Origin of the sequence: Ramlibacter agri (genome assembly GCF_012927085.1) — a bacterium.
Classification (GTDB): domain Bacteria; phylum Pseudomonadota; class Gammaproteobacteria; order Burkholderiales; family Burkholderiaceae_C; genus Ramlibacter; species Ramlibacter agri.
In genome coordinates this window covers 270,248-290,045 of the sequence record NZ_JABBFX010000004.1, presented here as the reverse complement: position 1 = coordinate 290,045, position 19,798 = coordinate 270,248, and the positions used below count along the sequence as shown (strand labels likewise).

12 protein-coding genes are annotated in these 19,798 nt (G+C 67.4%); 5 read left to right on the top strand and 7 right to left on the bottom strand.

The features are described 5' to 3' along the window. Positions 1-12 precede the first annotated feature (12 nt). The 5 genes from HHL11_RS31235 to HHL11_RS31215 all read right to left on the bottom strand — a co-directional run bounded on the left by HHL11_RS31235 (position 13) and on the right by HHL11_RS31215 (position 10,444). Positions 13-6,609: a HAMP domain-containing protein gene (locus tag HHL11_RS31235; protein WP_169422538.1), complete on the bottom strand. Its 6,597-nt coding sequence runs from the start codon at positions 6,607-6,609 to the stop codon at positions 13-15. Positions 6,610-6,891: 282 nt separating this feature from the next. Next, positions 6,892-8,019, bottom strand: coding sequence for a branched-chain amino acid ABC transporter substrate-binding protein (locus HHL11_RS31230; RefSeq protein ID WP_169422537.1), 1,128 nt, complete (start codon positions 8,017-8,019; stop codon positions 6,892-6,894). Between the two features lie 165 nt (positions 8,020-8,184). After that, positions 8,185-8,478 (bottom strand): hypothetical protein, encoded by a 294-nt coding sequence (locus HHL11_RS31225; RefSeq protein ID WP_169422536.1) that lies wholly within the window; start codon positions 8,476-8,478, stop codon positions 8,185-8,187. Continuing rightward, positions 8,478-8,915 (bottom strand): DNA polymerase III subunit chi, encoded by a 438-nt coding sequence (locus tag HHL11_RS31220; protein ID WP_169422535.1) that lies wholly within the window; start codon positions 8,913-8,915, stop codon positions 8,478-8,480. The genes HHL11_RS31225 and HHL11_RS31220 overlap by 1 nt, the downstream gene beginning before the upstream one ends. Beyond that, on the bottom strand, positions 8,912-10,444 hold the full coding sequence (locus HHL11_RS31215; protein WP_169422534.1) for a leucyl aminopeptidase: 1,533 nt from the start codon (positions 10,442-10,444) through the stop codon (positions 8,912-8,914). The genes HHL11_RS31220 and HHL11_RS31215 overlap by 4 nt, the downstream gene beginning before the upstream one ends. A gap of 39 nt (positions 10,445-10,483) precedes the next feature. Between HHL11_RS31215 and lptF the strand changes: the two genes are divergently transcribed. The 5 genes from lptF to HHL11_RS31190 are packed head-to-tail and all read left to right on the top strand — an operon-like array spanning position 10,484 to position 15,190. Beyond that, a complete protein-coding gene (gene lptF, locus HHL11_RS31210) occupies positions 10,484-11,590 on the top strand; it encodes an LPS export ABC transporter permease LptF (protein WP_169422533.1) in 1,107 nt (368 codons plus the stop codon). Next, entirely contained in the window at positions 11,587-12,687 is a 1,101-nt protein-coding gene (gene lptG, locus HHL11_RS31205) for an LPS export ABC transporter permease LptG (protein WP_169422532.1), read from the top strand. The genes lptF and lptG overlap by 4 nt, the downstream gene beginning before the upstream one ends. Beyond that, positions 12,684-13,040: a sirohydrochlorin chelatase gene (locus HHL11_RS31200; protein WP_342593302.1), complete on the top strand. Its 357-nt coding sequence runs from the start codon at positions 12,684-12,686 to the stop codon at positions 13,038-13,040. The genes lptG and HHL11_RS31200 overlap by 4 nt, the downstream gene beginning before the upstream one ends. 48 nt (positions 13,041-13,088) lie before the next feature. After that, positions 13,089-14,033: a CysB family HTH-type transcriptional regulator gene (locus tag HHL11_RS31195; protein ID WP_169422531.1), complete on the top strand. Its 945-nt coding sequence runs from the start codon at positions 13,089-13,091 to the stop codon at positions 14,031-14,033. Positions 14,034-14,035: 2 nt separating this feature from the next. After that, positions 14,036-15,190 (top strand): pyridoxal phosphate-dependent aminotransferase, encoded by a 1,155-nt coding sequence (locus tag HHL11_RS31190; protein WP_169422530.1) that lies wholly within the window; start codon positions 14,036-14,038, stop codon positions 15,188-15,190. On the opposite strand, the gene HHL11_RS31185 is transcribed toward HHL11_RS31190, so the two are convergent. Together HHL11_RS31185 and hrpA are read right to left on the bottom strand one after the other, a co-directional pair. Next, the gene (locus HHL11_RS31185; RefSeq protein WP_205964764.1) at positions 15,187-15,891 is read right to left on the bottom strand and encodes a Rieske (2Fe-2S) protein; all 705 of its coding nucleotides are present in this window, start codon (positions 15,889-15,891) and stop codon (positions 15,187-15,189) included. The two genes, HHL11_RS31190 and HHL11_RS31185, sit on opposite strands and share 4 nt — an antisense overlap. A gap of 48 nt (positions 15,892-15,939) precedes the next feature. Further along, the gene (hrpA, locus tag HHL11_RS31180) at positions 15,940-19,743 is read right to left on the bottom strand and encodes an ATP-dependent RNA helicase HrpA (protein ID WP_240980509.1); all 3,804 of its coding nucleotides are present in this window, start codon (positions 19,741-19,743) and stop codon (positions 15,940-15,942) included. Between the last annotated feature and the right edge of the window lie 55 nt (positions 19,744-19,798).

Sequence of the window (19,798 nt, the reverse complement as noted above, 5' to 3'; positions counted from 1 at the left end):
CTGATTTCCCATCTATTGCTGGAGCCAGGCGCGCAGGACCGCCAGCAGGTCCGGCGTGTTCACCGGCTTGGCGAGGTAGTCCCAGGCGCCTGCCTCGATGCACTTCTCGCGGTCGCCCTTCATGGCCTTGGCCGTGACCGCAATCATAGGCAGGTTGCGGCCCTGCGGGAGCTTGCGGATCTCCTTCATGGTCGCCATGCCGTCCATCTCCGGCATCATGATGTCCATCAGCACCACCTGGATGCCGGGGTCGTTGGCCACCCGGTTGATCGCCTCCCGGCCATTGTCGGCCCAGACGATGTCCATGCCGTGCTCCTCCAGCACGGTGGCCAGCGCGAAGATGTTGCGCATGTCGTCGTCCACGATCAGCACCCGCTTGCCGGCCAGCGGCTTGGTGGATTCGTAGACGTTGTCGATCACGTTGCGCTTCACCTCCGGCAGCCGCGCCAGGCTGCGGTGCAGCGCGATCAGCGTGGCGTCGAACAGCGGCGCGCCGCTTTCCACCTCGTGCACCGTGATGCCGTCGTCGGAGTGCCAGCCGTTGCGGCTGCCCGGGCCGCGGTACAGGACCAGCGGCACCGGCCCGATGCTGGCCTGGGCGGCGATGCCGCGCCGCAGGTCGCGCTGGTCGGCGCCGGCGAAGCCGTCCTCCAGCACCACCGCGTCGAAGCGGCCGTCGTCCAGCGCCTGTTGCAGTTGCTGTGCGCTGGCCACCACCGTCACGTCGACCTGCTCGCCCTCGATCTGCGCCAGCAGTTCGTTGCGCACGTCGCGGTCGTCCAGCGCGACCAGCAGGCTCTTTTCGGCGCGCGAGACGTAGCCGTGCAGCTTCTCCAGCATCGCATCCAGCACCTCCTTGGAGCGGATCGGCTTCTCGACGAAGGCCAGGGCGCCGGACTGGAAGGCCCGGTCCTTGGAGTCGTCGGTGGAGATCACGCACACGGGCACGTGGCGCAGCGACAGGTCGTGCTTGATGCGGTCCAGCACGCGCCAGCCGGCCATGTCCGGCAGGTGCATGTCCAGCGTGACGGCCGAAGGCTTGTGCTGGTTGGCCAGGGTCAGCGCGCCGGCGCCGGCGGTGCTGACCAGGCCCTTGAAGCCCTTGCTGCGCGCCGCATCCAGCAGGAAGCGGGCGAAGGCCAGGTCGTTCTCCACGATCAGCAGCACCAGGTCGCCCTGCTGGATGTTGTCGCGGTCGTCGTTGGCCAGGTTGTCGGCGGCCAGCAGGTCCTCCGCCTCGGTCGGAATGTCGACCGACTGGTCCTCGACTTCCTGCACCGGCTGCGGAGGCGCCAGCCGCTTGGGCTGCGAGGCCACCGTCTGCTCGGTGCGGTAGTCGGTGGTGACCCGGCGCGCCGTGCGCGTGGCCATGTAGACCAGCGGCAGGTACAGCGTGAAAGTGGAGCCCTGCCCCGGCGCGGAGATCAGGCGGATCTCGCCACCCAGCAGCTTGGACAGCTCGCGGCTGATGGCGAGGCCCAGGCCCGTGCCGCCGTACTTGCGGCTGGTGGAGCCGTCGGCCTGCTGGAAGGCCTCGAAGATGATCTGCTGCTTGTCCGGCGAAATGCCGATGCCGGTATCCGACACCGAGAAGGCGATCACCTGCTGGGCGCGGTTGAGGTCCTCGTTCTCGGGGTTCCAGCCGGCGAACACTTCCTCCAGGGTCAAGGTGACGTGGCCCTGGTGCGTGAACTTGAAGGCGTTGGACAGCAGGTTCTTCAGGATCTGCTGCAGGCGCTTCGCGTCGGTGACCATCGATCCCGGCAGGTTCAGGCCGGTGCGGACCGTGAAGTCCACGTTCTTCGCCTCGGCCACGTGGCGGAAGGTGCGCTCCACGTACAGCTGCAGGTCCGACAGGCGCAGCTCGTTGACGTCCACCACCACCGTGCCGGACTCGATCTTGGACAGGTCCAGGATGTCGTTGATCAGCATCAGCAGGTCGTTGCCGGACGAATGGATCGTCTTGGCGAACTCCACCTGCTTGGGCGTGAGGTTGCCTTCCGGGTTCTTGCAAAGCTGGTCGGACAGGATCAGCAGCGAGTTCAGCGGCGTGCGCAGCTCGTGCGACATGTTGGCCAGGAACTCGGACTTGTACTTGGAGGTCAGGGCCAGCTGCTTGGCCTTTTCTTCCAGGGCCTGCCGCGCTTGCTCCACTTCGGCGTTCTTGCGCTCCACCTCCTGGTTCTGGTGGGCCAGCAGCCGCGCCTTTTCCTGCAGCTCCTCGTTGGTCTGCTGCAGTTCTTCCTGGCGGCTTTGCAGTTCCTGCGCGAGGGACTGCGACTGGGCCAGCAGGTCCTCGGTCCGCATGTTGGCCTCGATCGTGTTGATCACGATGCCGATCGATTCCGTCAGCTGGTCGAGGAAGGCCTGGTGGGTCGGGTTGAAGCGCTCGACGCTCGCCAGTTCGATCACGCCGCGCACCTGCCCTTCGAAGATGATCGGCAGCACCAGCACGTTGAGCGGCGTCGACTCCGTCAGGCCGGAGGCGATCTTCAGGCTCTCCGGGAAGCTGGAGGTCAGCATGATCTTCTTCTTGTCGAACGCGGCCTGGCCGACGAGGCCCTGGCCGAGGTCGATCTCCTTGCCGTAGGCGCCGTGGCCGTCGGAGGCATAGGACGCCATCAGGCGCAGCTTGGGCTGCTCCTGCGTGTAGCGCAGCACGTAGAACTCGGCCTGCTGCGCGCCGACCACCGGCGCCAGCTCGGACAGGATCAGGTGGCCCACGGCGACCAGGTCGCGCTGGCCCTGCAGCATCCGCGAGAACTTGGCCAGGTTGGTCTTCAGCCAGTCCTGCTCGGTGTTCACCTGCGTGGTGTCGCGCAGGTTGCTGATCATCTCGTTGATGGTGTCCTTCAGCGCCGCCACTTCGCCCTGCGCTTCCACGGTGATGGACCGCGTCAGGTCCCCCTGCGTCACGGCGGTCGCCACTTCGGCAATGGCCCGCACCTGGGTGGTGAGGTTGGCGGCCAGCTGGTTCACGTTTTCCGTCAGGCCCTTCCAGGTGCCAGCGGCGCCCGGCACCTTGGCCTGGCCGCCTAGCTTGCCTTCCACGCCCACTTCGCGCGCCACGGTCGTCACCTGGTCGGCGAAGGTGGCCAGCGTGTCGGTCATGGAGTTGATGGTGTCGGCCAGCGAGGCGATCTCGCCCTTGGCTTCCACCGTCAGCTTCTGTTCGAGGTCGCCGTTGGCCACCGCGGTCACCACCTTGGCGATGCCGCGCACCTGCGAGGTCAGGTTGCCGGCCATGAAGTTCACGTTGTCGGTGAGGTCCTTCCAGGTGCCGGCCACGCCCTGCACGTAGGCCTGGCCGCCCAGCTTGCCTTCGGTGCCCACTTCGCGCGCCACGCGGGTCACTTCCGAGGCGAACGAGGAGAGCTGGTCCACCATCGTGTTGATGGTGTTCTTCAGCTCCAGGATCTCGCCCTTCACGTCCACCGTGATCTTCTTGGACAGGTCGCCGGCGGCCACGGCCTTCGTCACGTCGGCGATGTTCCGCACCTGCGAGGTCAGGTTGCCGGCCATGAAGTTCACGTTGTCCGTGAGGTCCTTCCAGGTGCCGGCCACGCCCTGCACGTAGGCCTGGCCGCCCAGCTTGCCCTCGGTACCCACTTCACGCGCCACCCGCGTCACTTCCGACGCAAAGCTGCGCAGCTGGTCCACCATCGTGTTGATGGTGTTCTTCAGTTCGAGAATTTCACCCTTCACGTCCACGGTGATCTTTTTGGACAGGTCGCCCGCGGCCACGGCAGTCGTCACCTCCGCGATATTCCGCACCTGCGCCGTCAGGTTGCCGGCCATGGAGTTCACCGAATCGGTCAGGTCTTTCCAGGTACCCGCCACGCCTTGCACATCGGCCTGGCCGCCCAGCTTGCCTTCGGTACCCACTTCGCGCGCCACGCGCGTCACTTCCGAGGCGAAGGACCGCAGCTGGTCCACCATCGTGTTGATGGTGTTCTTCAGTTCGAGAATCTCACCCTTCACGTCCACGGTGATCTTCTTCGAGAGGTCACCGGCAGCCACGGCCTTCGTCACGTCGGCAATGTTCCGCACCTGCGAGGTGAGGTTGCCGGCCATGAAGTTCACGTTGTCCGTCAGGTCCTTCCAGGTGCCGGCCACGCCCTGCACGTCGGCCTGGCCACCCAGCTTGCCTTCGGTGCCCACCTCGCGCGCCACGCGCGTCACTTCCGAGGCGAAGGACCGCAGCTGGTCCACCATCGTGTTGATGGTGTTCTTCAGTTCGAGAATCTCACCCTTCACGTCCACCGTGATCTTCTTGGTGAGGTCACCGGCGGCCACCGCCTTCGTCACGTCGGCGATGTTCCGCACCTGCGCCGTCAGGTTGCCGGCCATCGAGTTCACGGAGTCGGTGAGGTCCTTCCACGTGCCGGCCACGCCTTGCACATCGGCCTGGCCACCGAGCTTGCCTTCGTTACCCACTTCCCGCGCCACCCGCGTCACTTCCGAGGCGAACGAGGACAGCTGGTCCACCATCGTGTTGATCGTGATCTTCAGCTCGGAGATCTCGCCCTTCACGTCCACGGTGATCTTCTTCGACAGGTCACCGGCCGCCACGGCCTTGGTCACGTCGGCGATGTTCCGCACCTGCGACGTCAGGTTGCCGGCCATGAAGTTCACCGACTCGGTCAGGTCCTTCCAGGTGCCGGCCACGCCCTGCACGTCGGCCTGGCCACCGAGCTTGCCTTCGGTGCCCACTTCCCGGGCCACCCGCGTCACTTCGGAAGCGAAGGAGGACAGCTGGTCCACCATGATGTTGATGGTGTTCTTCAGCTCCAGGATTTCGCCCTTCACCTCCACGGTGATCTTCTTGGACAGGTCGCCGGCCGCCACGGCGGTCGTCACTTCCGCGATGTTCCGCACCTGCGCCGTCAGGTTGCCGGCCATCGAGTTCACGGAGTCGGTCAGGTCCTTCCAGGTACCCGCCACGCCCTGCACGTCGGCCTGGCCACCGAGCTTGCCTTCGGTGCCCACCTCGCGCGCCACGCGCGTCACTTCCGAGGCGAAGGATCGCAACTGGTCCACCATCGTGTTGATGGTGTTCTTCAGCTCCAGGATTTCGCCCTTCACGTCCACCGTGATCTTCTTGGACAGGTCACCGGCGGCCACCGCCTTCGTCACGTCCGCGATGTTCCGCACCTGCGCCGTCAGGTTGCCGGCCATCGAGTTCACCGAATCGGTCAGGTCCTTCCAGGTGCCAGCCACGCCTTGCACGTCGGCCTGGCCACCGAGCTTGCCTTCGGTACCCACTTCACGCGCCACGCGCGTCACTTCCGACGCAAAGCTTCGCAGCTGGTCCACCATCGTGTTGATGGTGTTCTTCAGCTCCAGGATTTCGCCCTTCACGTCCACGGTGATCTTCTTCGACAGGTCACCGGCGGCCACCGCCTTCGTCACGTCGGCAATGTTCCGCACCTGCGACGTGAGGTTGCCGGCCATGAAGTTCACCGACTCGGTCAGGTCCTTCCAGGTGCCGGCCACGCCCTGCACGTCGGCCTGGCCACCGAGCTTGCCTTCGGTGCCCACTTCGCGCGCCACCCGCGTCACTTCCGATGCGAAGGAGCGCAGCTGGTCCACCATGGTGTTGATGGTGTTCTTCAGTTCGAGGATTTCACCCTTCACGTCCACGGTGATCTTCTTCGAGAGGTCGCCGGCCGCCACGGCCTTGGTCACCTCCGCGATGTTCCGCACCTGCGCCGTCAGGTTGCCGGCCATGGAGTTCACGGAGTCGGTCAGGTCCTTCCAGGTGCCGGCCACGCCCTGCACTTCCGCCTGGCCGCCCAGCTTGCCCTCGGTGCCCACCTCGCGCGCCACGCGCGTCACTTCGGCGGAGAAGGTCCCCAGCTGCTGCACCATCTTGTTGATGGTCATCGCGGTGCGCAGGAACTCGCCTTCCAGTGCCCGGCCATCGGCCTCGAGAGCCATGGACTTGGACAGGTCGCCCTGGGCCACGGCGCCGATCACGCGCGCCACTTCGGACGTGGGGTGCACCAGGTCCGAGATCAGCGAGTTGATCGATTCCGCCGAGTCGCGCCAGAAGCCGCCGGCGCTGGGCATGGCGGCGCGCTCCTTCAGCTTGCCTTCCTTGCCGACCACGCGCGACAGCCGCGCCAGTTCCTGCGACATGCGCACGTTCTCGGCGACGACGTCGTTGAAGGCATCGGCGACCTTGCCGAACAGGCCGGTCCAGTCGTGCGGCAGTTCGGTCTGGAGGTTGCCCTTCTTCAGTTCCGTCAGCGCCGCCAGCAGCGTGCGGGTGCGCTCCGCCGAGCCCTCCACGTCGTCCAGCAGGTTGTTGACGCTGGCGACGTTCTCCTGCCAGAAGCCGGTGAGCTTCTCGTCACCGAGCCGGCGGCCGGCGCGGGCTCCGGCATGCGGCCCGTTCGCGAGGCCCTTCAGGCGGGAGTGGGTGCGCGAGGACTGGGACGAGAGATCGTTGAACTCGGCGGCGATCTTGCCGAAGACGCCGTCCCATTCGGTCGGCAGCGTGACGCCCTGCTCGCCACGGCGGAAGGCCGACAGCGCCTTCAGAACGAGTTTCAGGTCACCACCATCGCGGTGGTCCGTGGCGGGCAGCTTCGCCAGAACTTCCATGTCGTCATCCCCCAATGGGTAAGCAGTTGTTGGACGGGCCAACAGATTTCTGGGAGGGTAGCGGAAGCAGCATGGGCCGACAACGCGGCCGCGCTGCAAATCACCCGCAGAACCAGCACTGGCGCGGGTCGTAGGACTGGGCCGACAGCAAGTCTTCGCGCGAACCTACACGCACGAAGCGCCCGCGCAACGCCGGTGGAAGGCTGCAGCGGAAAACAAAAAAGCCGCCCCGGAGGGCGGCTTCATGATACAGGCGCTTACGCCCGATCAGCCAGGGGCCGATTAGAGCGCCGTCTTCTTGCCGTCGACGTACTTGTACAGGGTGGTCGCCGCGTTCTTCAGTTCGCCATTGGGCTCGAACTGGATGTTGGCGGTGACGCCCTTGTAGTTGGTCTTCTTCAGGAAGGGGATGTACTTCTTCGGGTCGGTCGAACCGGCGCGCTGCATGGCGTCGACCAGCACGAAGGTCGCGTCATAGGTGTAGGGGCTGTACACCTGGAACTGGTTCGGGTACTTCTCGTCGTAGCGCTTCCTCCAGGCCGTGCCGCCGGGCATCTTGGCGATGGAGGCGCCGCCTTCGGCGCAGATCACGTTTTCCAGCGTCTTGGCGCCGGCCGACAGCTTGGCGATCTCGGCCGTGCAGATGCCGTCGCCGCCGAAGTACTTGACGTTCGTCATGCCCAGCTGCTCCATCTGGCGCAGCATCGGGCCGGCTTGCGGGTCCATGCCGCCGTAGAAGATGGCGTCGGGGTTCTTGGCCTTGATGGCGGTCAGGATGGACATGAAGTCCGTGGCCTTGTCGTTCGTGAACTGCTCGTCGACGACCTTCATGCCCTTGGACACGGCGGTCTTCTTGAACACTTCGGCGACGCCCTGGCCGTAGGCCGTGCGGTCGTCGATGATGGCGACGTTCTTCAGGTGCAGCTTGTCCGAGGCATACAGGGCCAGCGCAGCGCCCAGGGCGTTGTCGTTGGCGATGATGCGGTAGGTGGTGTCGTAGCCGGGCTTGGTCAGGGCCGGGTTGGTGGCGGCGCCGGTGACGTGCGGGATGCCGCAGTCGTTGTAGACCTTGGAGGCGGGAATCGTCGTGCCGGAGTTCAGGTGGCCCACCACGCCGGCGACCTTGGCGTCGCACAGCTTCTGGGCGGCGGCCGTGCCCTGCTTCGGGTCGGCGGCGTCGTCTTCGGCCTGGATCTCGAGCTTGACCTTCTTGCCGCCGATGCTGACGCCCTTGGCGTTCAGGTCTTCGATGGCCATGCGGACGCCGTTTTCATTGTCCTTGCCGTAGTGGGCCTGCGGACCGGACAGCGGGGCGACGTGACCGATCTTGACGACCGTTTCCTGGGCCATGGCGAAACCGCACACGACCGCAATAGCGGCGGCGACCGTCAGTCTCAGCTTCATCTGCATAGAGAACCTCCAATATTTGAAAAGGGTTGAGATCCGTCTTGTGTTTGCTCAACGGGCGGGACCATATCGCAATTTCCGGGCCCGGGCCATAGGGAAAGCCTAGGTGGAGCGGCGTGGTCCCGCGGTCAACCCGCGGAGGGTTCCGGCGTTGACGCTTCCGCAGCGTCAGCGTTGACGCGCAGCCATCTCCTCGGCGACAGCGGCGGCGACGAGTTCGCGCACCGTGTGCTCGAGGCGTTCGCGCAGCAGCGGCACGAGGGCTTCGGTCTGTTCGAGGATGACGCTGGCCATGGCCTCGCGCAGGCGGCGCTCCAGCACGAGGTCGACCCGCTGCAGCACGCGCTGCGCGAGTTGCTCCTGCGACAGCGCGGCTTCGGCGGAAGGCGACAGTGGCGCCGCGCCGGAGTGCACGACTTCGGTCAGGGTGGGCACGAAACGGGGCGGCAGGCGCGTAGCCATCAGCGTGCCTCCGGCTGCGCGAGGTCGTGCCGCTTGATCGCGTAGCCGCGGTCGGCGTAATGCTTCCAGCGCCCGCGCGCCAGCACGCGGTCCTCGGGCTCCTGCGTCACCACCTCGATCAGGCGCTCGAAGCGCTCGAAGGACTCGGGCACCTTCTCGCCGAGGTTCACCAGGATGTCCAGGTGCGGGGCGGCGCGCGGCGAGTCCGCCAGCACCACCGGCGTCGCTTCCACCACCTGCGGCTGCGCCGAGGCGGTGTAGCAATGCGGGATGAACTCCAGCGCGGAGAAGCTCCACAGCTCGGTGTCCAGGCTACGCAGCATGCCGGGGTCGCCGGTGACCACCACGCGGGCGCCGGTGCGGTGCACCTTGCGCAGCAGGCGGCACGCGTAGGCCACCTTGTCGGGGACGTTGAAGTGGAACGCGACCTCGGTCATGCGCGCGCCGCGGCCTTGGACCGCTTATTCGCGGGCGCGGCCTTGGCAGCCTTGGACGCCTTCGCGCTCGCCTTGGGCGCGGCTGGGGCGGCGCCGTCCTGCGCCATCAGGAACTCGAGCAGCAGGCCCACCGGCCGGCCGGTCCCGCCCTTGGCCGCCCCGCCCTTCCAGGCGGTGCCGGCGACGTCCAGGTGAGCCCAGGGATAGGCCTGCGCGAAGCGCTGGAGGAACTTGGCGGCGACCACCGCGCCGGCGGCGCGGCCGGCCACGTTGGCGACATCGGCGAAGTTGGTCTTCAGGCCTTCGGCGTACTCGTCGTCCAGCGGCAGGCGCCAGCAGGGGTCGAGCGCGGCGTCGCCGGCGGCCTGCAGTTGCGTCGCGAGCTGGTCGTCGCTCGCGAACAGGCCGCTGCGGATGCCGCCCAGGGCCACCACGCAGGCGCCGGTGAGCGTGGCGATGTCCACCACCGCGCGCGGCTTGAAGCGCTCGGCATAGGTCAGCGCGTCGCACAGGATCAGCCGGCCCTCGGCATCGGTGTTCAGCACCTCGATGGTCTGGCCGCTCAGGCTGGTGAGGATGTCGCCCGGCTTGTAGGCGGCGCCATCCGGCATGTTCTCGCAGCTGGGGATGAGGCCCACCACGTTGACCTTGGGCTTCAGTTCCGCGAGCGCACGGAAGGTGCCCAGCACGCTGGCCGCGCCGCCCATGTCGAACTTCATTTCGTCCATCTCGCCCGAAGGCTTGATGGAGATGCCGCCGGTGTCGAAGGTGATGCCCTTGCCCACGAGCACGATCGGGGCGTCGCCGCGGCTGCCGCCTTCGTAGCGCAGCACGATGAAGCGCAGCGGTTCGGCCGAACCCTTGGCCACGCTCAGGAACGAGCCCATGCCGACCTTGGCCACTTCCTTCGGGCCCATCACTTCCACGCCGAAGCCGCTGGCCTTGGCCAGCTTCTTGGCTTCCTCGCCCAGGCGGGTCGGGGTGGCGTAGTTGGGCGGCAGATTGGCCAGTTCGCGGGCGAACTCGATGCCGACGGCGGCCGCCTTGGCGCGGGCGAAGGCGCCGCGCTGGGCGCCGGCGTCTGCCACGCCCACGGTCACCTTGCGCAGTTCCCGCCCTTCCGGCTTGGACTTGGTGGCGACGTAGACGTAGCTGCTTTCGGCGGTGCCGCAGACTGCGGCCCGCACCGCATCGCCGCCGCTGGCAGCGGGCAGCAGGATCGTGAGCTTTTTCGCGGCGGAGGACCGCAGCACGCCGGCGGCGGCCTGCACGGCCTGTTGCACTTTGCGGCCCGAGCCATCGCCCGCGCCGGCCAGGAGCACGCGCGGGGCGGCGATGCCCTCGCTGCGATAGGCCTGCAGCAGCTTGCCGGCCTTGGGTTCCAGGTCACCGGCGTCCAGGGCAGCTGCCACCAGTCGGGAGACGGGATCTTTTCCGGCCCGGAACGAATCCGTCACCAGGACCAGGAGCACGTCGCATTTTTCCGATGCAGCACCCGCCGCATCCAGGGTCTTGAGTTCGAAGTCCATAATCCGTTGTTGTTCCGCGTTAGCCGCGCCTGGCCGCCGATGTTATTCCATTCAACCGTTCGCAAGGAGCTGGCCCGAAGTTTCGGCGCCTCCCTGGTGGTGCTCGTCACCATCGTCATGACCATGACCCTGATCCGCACGCTGAGCCTGGCCAGCCGCGGCAGCGTCAACCCCGAGGAGGTCATGATGGTGATGGGCTACACCGTCCTTGGCTACCTCGCCACCATCCTCACGCTGTCGCTGTTCATCGCGATCGTGGGCACGCTCTCGCGCATGTATCGCGACAGCGAGATGGTCATCTGGTTCGCCGCCGGCCGCGGGCTGTCCTCGCTGCTGAAGCCGCTGTTCGGTTTTGCCTGGCCGGTGCTGCTGGTCGTGGCCCTGCTGGCGCTCTGGATCTGGCCCTGGGCCAACCAGCAGACGCAGGAACTGAAGGACCGCTACGGCCGCCGCGGCGACCTCGAGCGGGTCGCGCCCGGCCAGTTCCAGGAGTCGGCCAACGGCCGCCGCGTCTTCTTCCTGGACAAGGACACGCCGGACAACAAGTCGGGCCACAACATCTTCATCTCCAGCCGCGAGCGGGACCGCGAGACCGTCACTTCGGCGCGCAGCGGCCACGTCGAAAACATCGGCGACAGCCAGTTCCTGATCCTCGAAAACGGGCAGCGGCTGGAAACCTTCCTGGCCAACGGCGAGATGCGCATCAGCGAGTTCGAGCAGCACGGCAGCCGGGTCACGGGCACCGCCCTGGGCAACGTGCTGGAGGAAGGCCCGGCCAAGGCGCGCTCCACCCTGTCGCTGCTGCGGCAGCCGACGCCGGTGAACCAGGGCGAGCTGGGCTGGCGCCTGGGCACGGCGCTGGCCGCGCTCAACTTCGTCGTGCTGGCCATCACCGTGTCCAGCGTCAACCCGCGGGTGGGACGCAGCGGCAACCTGATCTTCGCCCTGTTCGCCTTCGTCGTGTATTTCAACCTGTTGAACCTGGGCCAGAGCTGGATCAGCGGCGGCCGCTTCAAGCTGCTGCCCTTCATGCTGCTGCTGCACGGCGGCACCCTGCTGCTGGCGGCGCTGTGGCTCGGCAAGCAGCACAACAACTGGTCGATCGCCGCGCTGCGGCGGCGCCTGCGTGGCGGGAGCCCCGCATGAAGACGCTGCGGCGCCTGATCTACGTCGAAGTCTTCTACGCGGTCCTGTACGTCTGCATCGGCTTCCTCGCACTGTTCTTCTTCTTCGACGTGCTGGACGAACTGCCGGCGCTGGACCGCCACGTGCAGGCCTACCGGCTGACGCAGGCGCTGGGCTACGTCGCGCTGCGGATCCCGGCCCACCTGTACGAGCTGCTGCCCATCGCGGTGCTGATCGGCACCATCTTCGTGATGGCGCGCTTCGCGCAGAGTTCGGAATACACCATCCTGCGCACCAGCGGCCTCGGCCCCTGGCGCGCCTTGCGCATGCTGCTGGTGCTGGGCCTGGGCTTCACTGTCATGACCTTCGTCGTGGGCGACTACCTGGCGCCGCTGGCCGACAACACCGGCCAGCTGCTGAAGGCGCGCGCCGACGGCGGCGTGTCCCTCGGCGGCACCGGCGCCTGGCTGAAGGAGCGGCAGCGCTATGCCTCGTTCAACGTCAACGTCAAGGTGCTGACGCCCGAGGGCGAGATGCGCGGCGTGCGCATCTTCGAGAACGATTCGCGCGGCTACCTGGTGTCCATCACGCAGGCCGGCGTGGCGCGGGTGGAGGAAGGCGCCTGGATCCTGAAGGACGCGGCGCGCACCGAGTTCGGCGCGGGCGACAAGCAGCAGGACCGGGTGCAGCACATTGCCCTGCCCACCCTGCGCTGGCCGACCGAGATCACGCAGGAAATGGTGTCGGTGGCGCTGCTGAAGCCGGAGCGCATGAGCACGGTCGCCCTGTTCCAGTACATCCGGCACCTGGAGGCCAACTCGCAGAGCGCGCAGCGCTACGAGCTGGAGTTCTGGCGCAAGGTGTTCTACCCGTTGTCCTGCCTGGTGATGGTGGTGCTGGCCCTGCCCTTCGCCTACCTGCACTTCCGCCAGGGCGGTATCACCAGCTACGTGTTCGGCGGCGTGCTGATCGGCATCAGCTTCTTCCTGTTGAACAACGTGTTCGGCTACATCGGCGTGCTGCAGAACTGGAGCCCCTGGATAGCGGCGGGCGCCCCCGGCTTCATCTACACGGTGATGTCGCTTTGCGCCTTCGGCTTCCTGGTGCTGCGCCGGTGAAAGGCGTCGTCCTGTTCGGCCACGGCTCGCGCGACCCGCTGTGGCGCCTGCCCATGGAGCAGGTCGCCACGCGCGTGCGCACCCAGCACCCGGGCGTGCCGGTGCGCTGCGCCTTCCTGGAGCTGGAGCAGCCGGACCTGGGCACGGCCGCGGCCGACCTGGTGCTGGCCGGCGCGCGCGAGATCGTCATCGTCCCGATGTTCCTGGGCGCCGGGCGGCATGCCCGGGAGGACCTGCCGGAACTGGTGCGGCAGCTGCAGGCCCTGCGGCCCGACATTCGCTTCACGTTGCAAAAGCCGGTCGGCGAAGACGGCCGCGTCCTGGACTTGCTCGCAAAGATTGCGCTGGAATAAAGACCGCGGGCATAATGAATTTCTGCCTTAGTAGAAATTCGCAATAAGATGAACCTGCATCAGTTCCGCTTCGTCCAGGAGGCGGTTCGCCGCAACCTGAACCTGACGGAAGCAGCCAAGGCGCTGCATACCTCCCAACCCGGCGTCTCGAAAGCCATCATCGAACTGGAAGAGGAGCTCGGCGTCGAGATCTTCGCCCGCCACGGCAAGCGCCTGAAGCGCGTCACCGAGCCGGGCCAGCACGTCCTCAAGAGCATCGAGCTGATCATGCGCGAGGTGGGCAACCTCAAGCGCATCGGCGAGCAGTTCAGCGCCCAGGACAGCGGCACGCTGTCCATCGCCACCACCCACACGCAGGCCCGCTATGTGCTGCCGGTGCCGGTGGCGAAGCTGCGCGAGGCTTATCCCAAGGTGTCGGTCAGCCTGCACCAGGGCTCGCCCGACCAGGTGGCCCGCATGGTGCTGGACGAAGTGGCCGAGATCGGCATCGCCACCGAGTCGCTGTCCGACTACCAGGACCTCGTCACCATGCCCTGCTACGAGTGGCAGCACGTGCTGGTGCTGCCGCTGGCGCATCCGCTGGCGAAGAAGGAGCGGGTGACGCTGGAGGACATCGCCGCCGAGCCGCTGGTGACCTACCACCCTTCGTTCACCGGCCGCACGCGCATCGACAACGCGTTCCACCAGAAGAAGCTGACGCCGCAGATCGCCCTGGAGGCGATCGACTCCGACGTGATCAAGACCTACGTGCGCCTGGGCCTGGGCATCGGCATCGTCGCCGAGATGGCCGTGCGCGACGAGGCGAACAACAGCGACCTGGCGGTGCGGCCCCTGGGCAACCTGGTGGGCCACAACCTCGCGCGCGTCGCCTTCAAGCGCGGCGCCTACCTGCGCAACTTCGTGTTCCGCTTCGCCGAACTGCTGTCCGACCGCCTCGACCGGAACCTGATCATGAAGGCGATGGCCGGCCACGGCTCCGATTACGATCTCTGACCATGAGCCGCACCCCCGCCATCCAGACCAAGTTCCCCACGATGGGGACCACGATCTTCACGGTGATGTCCGCCCTGGCCGCCGAGAAGAACGCCGTCAACCTGGGCCAGGGCTTCCCGGATTTCGACTGCGACCCGAAGCTGGTCGACGGCGTCACCGAGGCCATGCGCAAGGGCCTCAACCAGTACCCGCCGATGCCGGGCGTGCCGGTCCTGCGCGAGGCGATCGCCGCCAAGGTGGAGACGCTGTATGGCCGCAAGTACGACCCGGCCTCGGAGATCACGGTCACCGCCGGCGCCACGCAGGCCATCATCACGGCGATCCTGGCCATCGTGAAGCCGGGCGACGAAGTGATCGTGCTGGAGCCCTGCTACGACAGCTACGTGCCCAACATCGAGCTGGCCGGCGGCAAGGTGGTGCGGGTGCCGCTGGTGCCCCACAGTTTCCGGCCGGACTTCGCCAAGATCGCCGCGGCCCTGTCGCCGCGCACCCGCGCCATCCTGGTCAACTCGCCTCACAACCCGAGCGCCACGGTTTGGACGCGCGAGGAGATGCTGCAGCTGCAGGACCTGCTGGCGCCGACCGACGTGTTCGTGATCAGCGACGAGGTCTACGAGCACATGGTGTTCGACGGCCAGCAGCACCAGAGCGCGGCCCGCTTCCCCGGGCTGGCGGCACGCTCGTTGATCGTCTCCAGCTTCGGCAAGACCTACCACGTGACCGGCTGGAAGATCGGCTACGTCGCGGCGCCGGCAGCGCTGACCGCCGAATTCCGCAAGGTGCACCAGTTCAACGTGTTCACCGTCAACACGCCGATGCAGTACGGCCTGGCCTCGTACATGGCCTCGCCCGAGCCCTACCTGCAACTGCCCGCCTTCTACCAGCGCAAGCGCGACCTGTTCCGTGAAGGCCTCGCGCGCACGCGCTTCGAGCTGCTGCCCTCGCAGGGCAGCTACTTCCAGTGCGTGGACATCTCCAAGGTCAGCGACCTGGGGGAAGCGGACTTCTGCAAGTGGCTCACCAGCGAGATCGGCGTGGCGGCGATCCCGCTATCCGCCTTCTACGGCGACGGCTTCGACCAGCGGGTGGTGCGCTTCTGCTTCGCGAAGAAGGACGAGACCTTGCAGACCGCACTGGACCGGCTGGCGAAGCTCTAACACTGGATCGGGTTCCGGCAGAACTTCTCCAGCGGATAGACCACCGTCTTTCCATTGACCGGATCGTGCGCCTTCGAGCCCACGTCCAGGCTCAGCTTGGCCGCGTACTTCTTGAAGAACTCGTCGAACAGCTCGCCGCCCAGGGTGGCATAGGCCGTGAGGCTGTCCACCCGCGGGTCGTACGACAGCAGCACCGCGCACAAGGGCTGCCGGGCCGGCCCGGCGAGCACCTCGGCGCCGCGCGCGGGGTCGTACTGGCTGTGCTCGGCGCAGCAGTGGATCAACGCGTCCTGCACGCCGCGCTGCGCACGGGTCTTGCGGAAGCTGATGAAACTCACCTCGCGCGTGGGGAACACCAGCTGGTGCGCGCAGATGGCGGAGAACGCCACGACGCTGCGCTTGTTGCCCACTCCGCCCGGCCAGTTGTAGGGCTCGTGGCCCGCGGTGCTCAGCGCACGCGGCTGCGCGGCTTTCCCCAGGTCCAACAGGAACACCGGCGTGGCCAGGTAGGGATAGTGGAAGACGTAATTCGCCTGCTCCTTCAGGTCCGCGGCGCGCAGCGGGTCGCCGCGATCGGTGACCAGCAGCGCGGGCGCGTAGGCCCGGGGCTTGGCGTTGGCCCACGCATCGGGCCAGCTGGCCGCCAGCGTGAGCCCCGCGGCGCCCGCACTGCAGGATTCGATGAAACCGCGCCGGTCCATGCCCTCTTGTACTCCAGCGTCCACGCGGGAGCCAGAGGGTAAGAGGTATCAACTATTCAGCTGGGACCAGAGTTTTTCCAGGCGCTTGGTACTCACAGGCTGCGGGGTGCGCAGCTCCTGCGCGAAGAAGCTGACGCGCAGCTCCTCCAGCAGCCAGCGGAAGTCCTCCATGCGCTCGTCCATGACGCCCTTGCGTTCGGCGAGCAGGCGCAGGTAACGCTGTTCCTGCGGCTTGATTTCGGCCTGGCGCTGGCTGTCGCGCGCCGGGTCGGCGCGCAGCTTGTCCAGCCGCAGCACGATGGCCTTCAGGTAGCGCGGCAGGTGCTGCAGCCGCGTCCACGGCGTGGCGGCCAGGAAGCGCTTGGGCACCAGGCGCTGCAGTTGCTGCGCGGCATCGGCCGTGACCTCCGGCTGGATCTTCGTGTCCTTGATCTTGCGCGCGGCGGCCGCGTACTCCACGAGGATCGTGCCAGCGAGCCGCGCCACCTCGTTGGCGATCAGCGTCAGCCGGCCGCGGCCCTCGTCCAGGCGGCGCTTGAAGTCCGCGGCGTTCGCCGGCAGCGGGTCGAGCAGGAAGGCGCGGTCCAGGGCCACCTCGGTGACCTGGTCGCGCAGTTCCTCCATCGTCCCCAGCGGCATGAAGGCCACCGCCATCTTCTGCAGGTCGGGGATGTTCTTTTCCAGGTACTTCAGCGCGTCGCGCAGCTGCAGGGCGAACAGCCGGCGCAGGCCCGCGCGATGCTTCGCCGCCGCGACCTCGGGCTCGTCGAACACCTCGATGGCGACCGCCTCGCGATGGTCGATCAGCGCCGGGAAACCGACCAGCGAGGTGCCGCCCTTGCGCACTTCCATCAGCTCGGGGAGCTCGCCGAAGGTCCAGCTCGTATAGCTGGCATTTTCTCCTCCCCCCGCTGGGGGGAGGCTGGGAGGGGGGCTCGCGGGCGAGGACGTCGTCGCCGCGCGGGCGCCCCCACCCTGCCCTGCCCCGGCGGGGGAGGGAGCGTCGGGCTTGTTCGTCACCTTGAGGCCGGCGAGCGCCTGGAACGCCCCGCGCGCCTGCGCGCCCCACTCCGCTTTCAGCGCCGGCAGGTTGCGGCCCATGCCCAGCTGGCGGCCGTGCTCGTCGACCACGCGGAGATTCATGAACAGGTGCGCCGGCAACATGTCCAGCTTGAAGTCCGTGCGCTTCACGTCCAGGCTCGTCGCCTCGCGCACCTGCTTCAGCAAGGCGTCGGTGAGCCCGCCATGGGCGAAGCGCACCGGGTCGTTCATCACCTCCGCGAGCCGCGCCGCCGATTCCGGCAGCGGCACGAAGCGCGAACGCGGCTTCTGCGGCAGGCTTTTCAGCAGCGCCTGGATCTTGTCCTTCAGCATGCCGGGCACCAGCCACTCGGCCCGCTCCTCGCTGACCTGGTTCAGCACGAACAGCGGCACGGTCACGGTCAGGCCGTCGCGCGCATCGCCCGGCTCGTGCAGGTAAGCGGCCGCGCAGTCGACGCCCCCGAGCTTCACCACCTTCGGGAAGGCATTGCTGGTGATGCCGGCGGCCTCGTGCCGCATCAGCTCCTCGCGCGTCAGCTTCAGCAGTTCCGGCTTGCCGCGGCTCGCCTCGCGGTACCAGCGCTCGAAGGTCTGGCCGCTGTACACGTCGCGCGGCACCTGCTGGTCGTAGAAGGCGTAGATCAGCTCCTCGTCCACCAGCACGTCCTGCCGGCGCGACTTGTGTTCCAGCTCCTCCACCTGCCGCACCAGCTTCTGGTTGGCGGCCAGGAAAGGCAGGCGCGTTTCCCATTCGCCGGCCACCAGCCCGGCGCGCACGAAAATGTCGCGCGCACCCTGCAGGTCGACGCGGGCGAAGGGCGTGCGCCGCCCGCTGTAGATCACCAGGCCGTAAAGCGTGGCGCGCTCCAGGGCCACCACTTCCGCCGCCTTCTTCTCCCAGTGCGGGTCGAGCAGCTGCTTCTTCAGCAGGTGGCCGGCGACTTCCTCGATCCACTGCGGGTCGATGTTGGCGATGCCGCGGCCGAACAGGCGCGTGGTCTCCACCAGCTCCGCGCAGACGATCCAGCGCCCGGGCCGCTTCTTCAGGTGGGCGCCGGGATGGCGGTAGAACTTGATGCCGCGCGCGCCGAGGTAGGCCTCGTCGTCTTCCAGCTTGAAGCCGATGTTGCCCAGCAGGCCGGACAGCATGGACTTGTGCAGTTGCTCGTAGCTGGCCGGCTGATCGTTGAGGCGCCACTTGTGCTCGGTGACGACCGTCAGCAGCTGCGAATGCACGTCGCGCCATTCGCGCACGCGCCGCACGTTGATGAAGTTGGCCCGCAGCAGTTGCTCGTACTGCCGGTTGGACAGGCGATGGTCCGTGCCATGGCCGCCGCGCGACTCTTCCAGCCACTGCCACAGCCTCAGGTAACCCGAGAACTCGCTCTTCTCGTCGTCGAACTTGGCGTGCTGCTGGTCGGCCTGGGCCTGCATTTCCAGCGGCCGGTCGCGCACGTCCTGCAAGGACAGCGCCGACGCGATCACCAGCACTTCCTGCACCGCGCCGCGCTGGCGCGCTTCCAGGATCATGCGGCCCACGCGCGGGTCCAGCGGCAGGCGCGCCAGTTCGCCGCCCATGGGTGTCAGCTCGTTGTTGTCGTCCACCGCGCCCAGCTCGTTCAGCAGGTCGTAGCCGTCCGCGATGGCGCGCCGCGACGGCGCGTCGATGAAGGGAAAGTCCTCCACCACGCCCAGGTGCAACGACTTCATGCGCAGGATCACGCCCGCCAGAGAGGAGCGCAGGATCTCGGGGTCGGTGAAGCGCGGCCGGCCGGTGAAGTCCTTCTCGTCGTACAGCCGGATGCAGATGCCGTTGGCCACCCGGCCGCAGCGGCCGGCGCGCTGGTTGGCCGCGGCCTGGCTGACGGGTTCCACCAGCAGCTGTTCCACCTTGCTGCGGAAGGAGTAGCGCTTCACGCGCGCGGTGCCGGTGTCGATGACGTAGCGGATGCCCGGCACCGTCAGCGAGGTCTCGGCCACGTTGGTGGCCAGCACGATGCGCCGGCCGCTGTGGCTGTCGAAGATGCGGTCCTGTTCCGCCTGCGACAGGCGCGCGAACAGCGGCAGCACCTCCGCGTTGCGCGTCAGCGGGTCGTGCGCGAGGTGCTTGCGCAGGTGGTCGGCCGCCTCGCGGATTTCGCGCTCGCCGGGCAGGAAGACCAGGATGTCGCCCGGCGCGTTGCCGCGCCACAGGTCGTCGACGCCCTCGGCGATCGCGTCGTTCAGGTCGAACTCGCGCGACTCCTCGAAGGGCTTCCAGCGCTGTTCCACCGGGAACATGCGGCCGGACACATAGATCACGGGCGCAGGGCCTTGAGCCGAAGCGAAGTGCTGGGCGAAGCGCTCGGCGTCGATGGTCGCCGAGGTCACGACGATCTTCAGGTCCGGCCGGCGCGGCAGCAGCTGGCGCAGGTAGCCGAGCAGGAAGTCGATGTTGAGGCTGCGCTCGTGCGCCTCGTCGATGATGATCGTGTCGTAGGCGCTGAGCAGCGGGTCCGACTGCGTCTCGGCCAGCAGGATGCCGTCGGTCATCAGCTTGACCGAGGCGTCCTTGGCCAGCCGGTCCTGGAAGCGCACCTTGAAGCCGACCACCTCGCCCAGCGGCGTCTGCAGCTCCTGCGCGATGCGCTTGGCCACGCTGGAGGCGGCGATCCGCCGCGGCTGCGTGTGGCCGATCAGCTTGCCCTTGCCGGCGGGCGCATTGAGCTTGCCGCGGCCCATGGCCAGCGCGATCTTGGGCAATTGCGTGGTCTTGCCCGAGCCGGTCTCGCCACAGACGATGACGACCTGGTGGGCGGCCATGGCGGCCATGATCTCTGCGCGCTTGGCGGAGACGGGAAGCGCGTCCGGGAAGGTGATGGAAAGC

What these genes read in the sequence shown, in the direction of transcription:
- HHL11_RS31235 (WP_169422538.1), bottom strand. Translation starts at nt 6,609, where the DNA reads ATGGAAGTTCTGGCGAAGCTGCCCGCCACGGACCACCGCGATGGTGGT.
- HHL11_RS31190 (WP_169422530.1), top strand. Translation starts at nt 14,036, where the DNA reads ATGAGCCGCACCCCCGCCATCCAGACCAAGTTCCCCACGATGGGGACC.
- HHL11_RS31225 (WP_169422536.1), bottom strand. Translation starts at nt 8,478, where the DNA reads ATGGCTACGCGCCTGCCGCCCCGTTTCGTGCCCACCCTGACCGAAGTC.
- HHL11_RS31220 (WP_169422535.1), bottom strand. Translation starts at nt 8,915, where the DNA reads ATGACCGAGGTCGCGTTCCACTTCAACGTCCCCGACAAGGTGGCCTAC.
- hrpA (WP_240980509.1), bottom strand. Translation starts at nt 19,743, where the DNA reads ATGGCCGCCATGGCCGCCCACCAGGTCGTCATCGTCTGTGGCGAGACC.
- HHL11_RS31195 (WP_169422531.1), top strand. Translation starts at nt 13,089, where the DNA reads ATGAACCTGCATCAGTTCCGCTTCGTCCAGGAGGCGGTTCGCCGCAAC.
- lptF (WP_169422533.1), top strand. Translation starts at nt 10,484, where the DNA reads ATGTTATTCCATTCAACCGTTCGCAAGGAGCTGGCCCGAAGTTTCGGC.
- HHL11_RS31185 (WP_205964764.1), bottom strand. Translation starts at nt 15,891, where the DNA reads ATGGACCGGCGCGGTTTCATCGAATCCTGCAGTGCGGGCGCCGCGGGG.
- HHL11_RS31230 (WP_169422537.1), bottom strand. Translation starts at nt 8,019, where the DNA reads ATGCAGATGAAGCTGAGACTGACGGTCGCCGCCGCTATTGCGGTCGTG.
- HHL11_RS31215 (WP_169422534.1), bottom strand. Translation starts at nt 10,444, where the DNA reads ATGGACTTCGAACTCAAGACCCTGGATGCGGCGGGTGCTGCATCGGAA.
- lptG (WP_169422532.1), top strand. Translation starts at nt 11,587, where the DNA reads ATGAAGACGCTGCGGCGCCTGATCTACGTCGAAGTCTTCTACGCGGTC.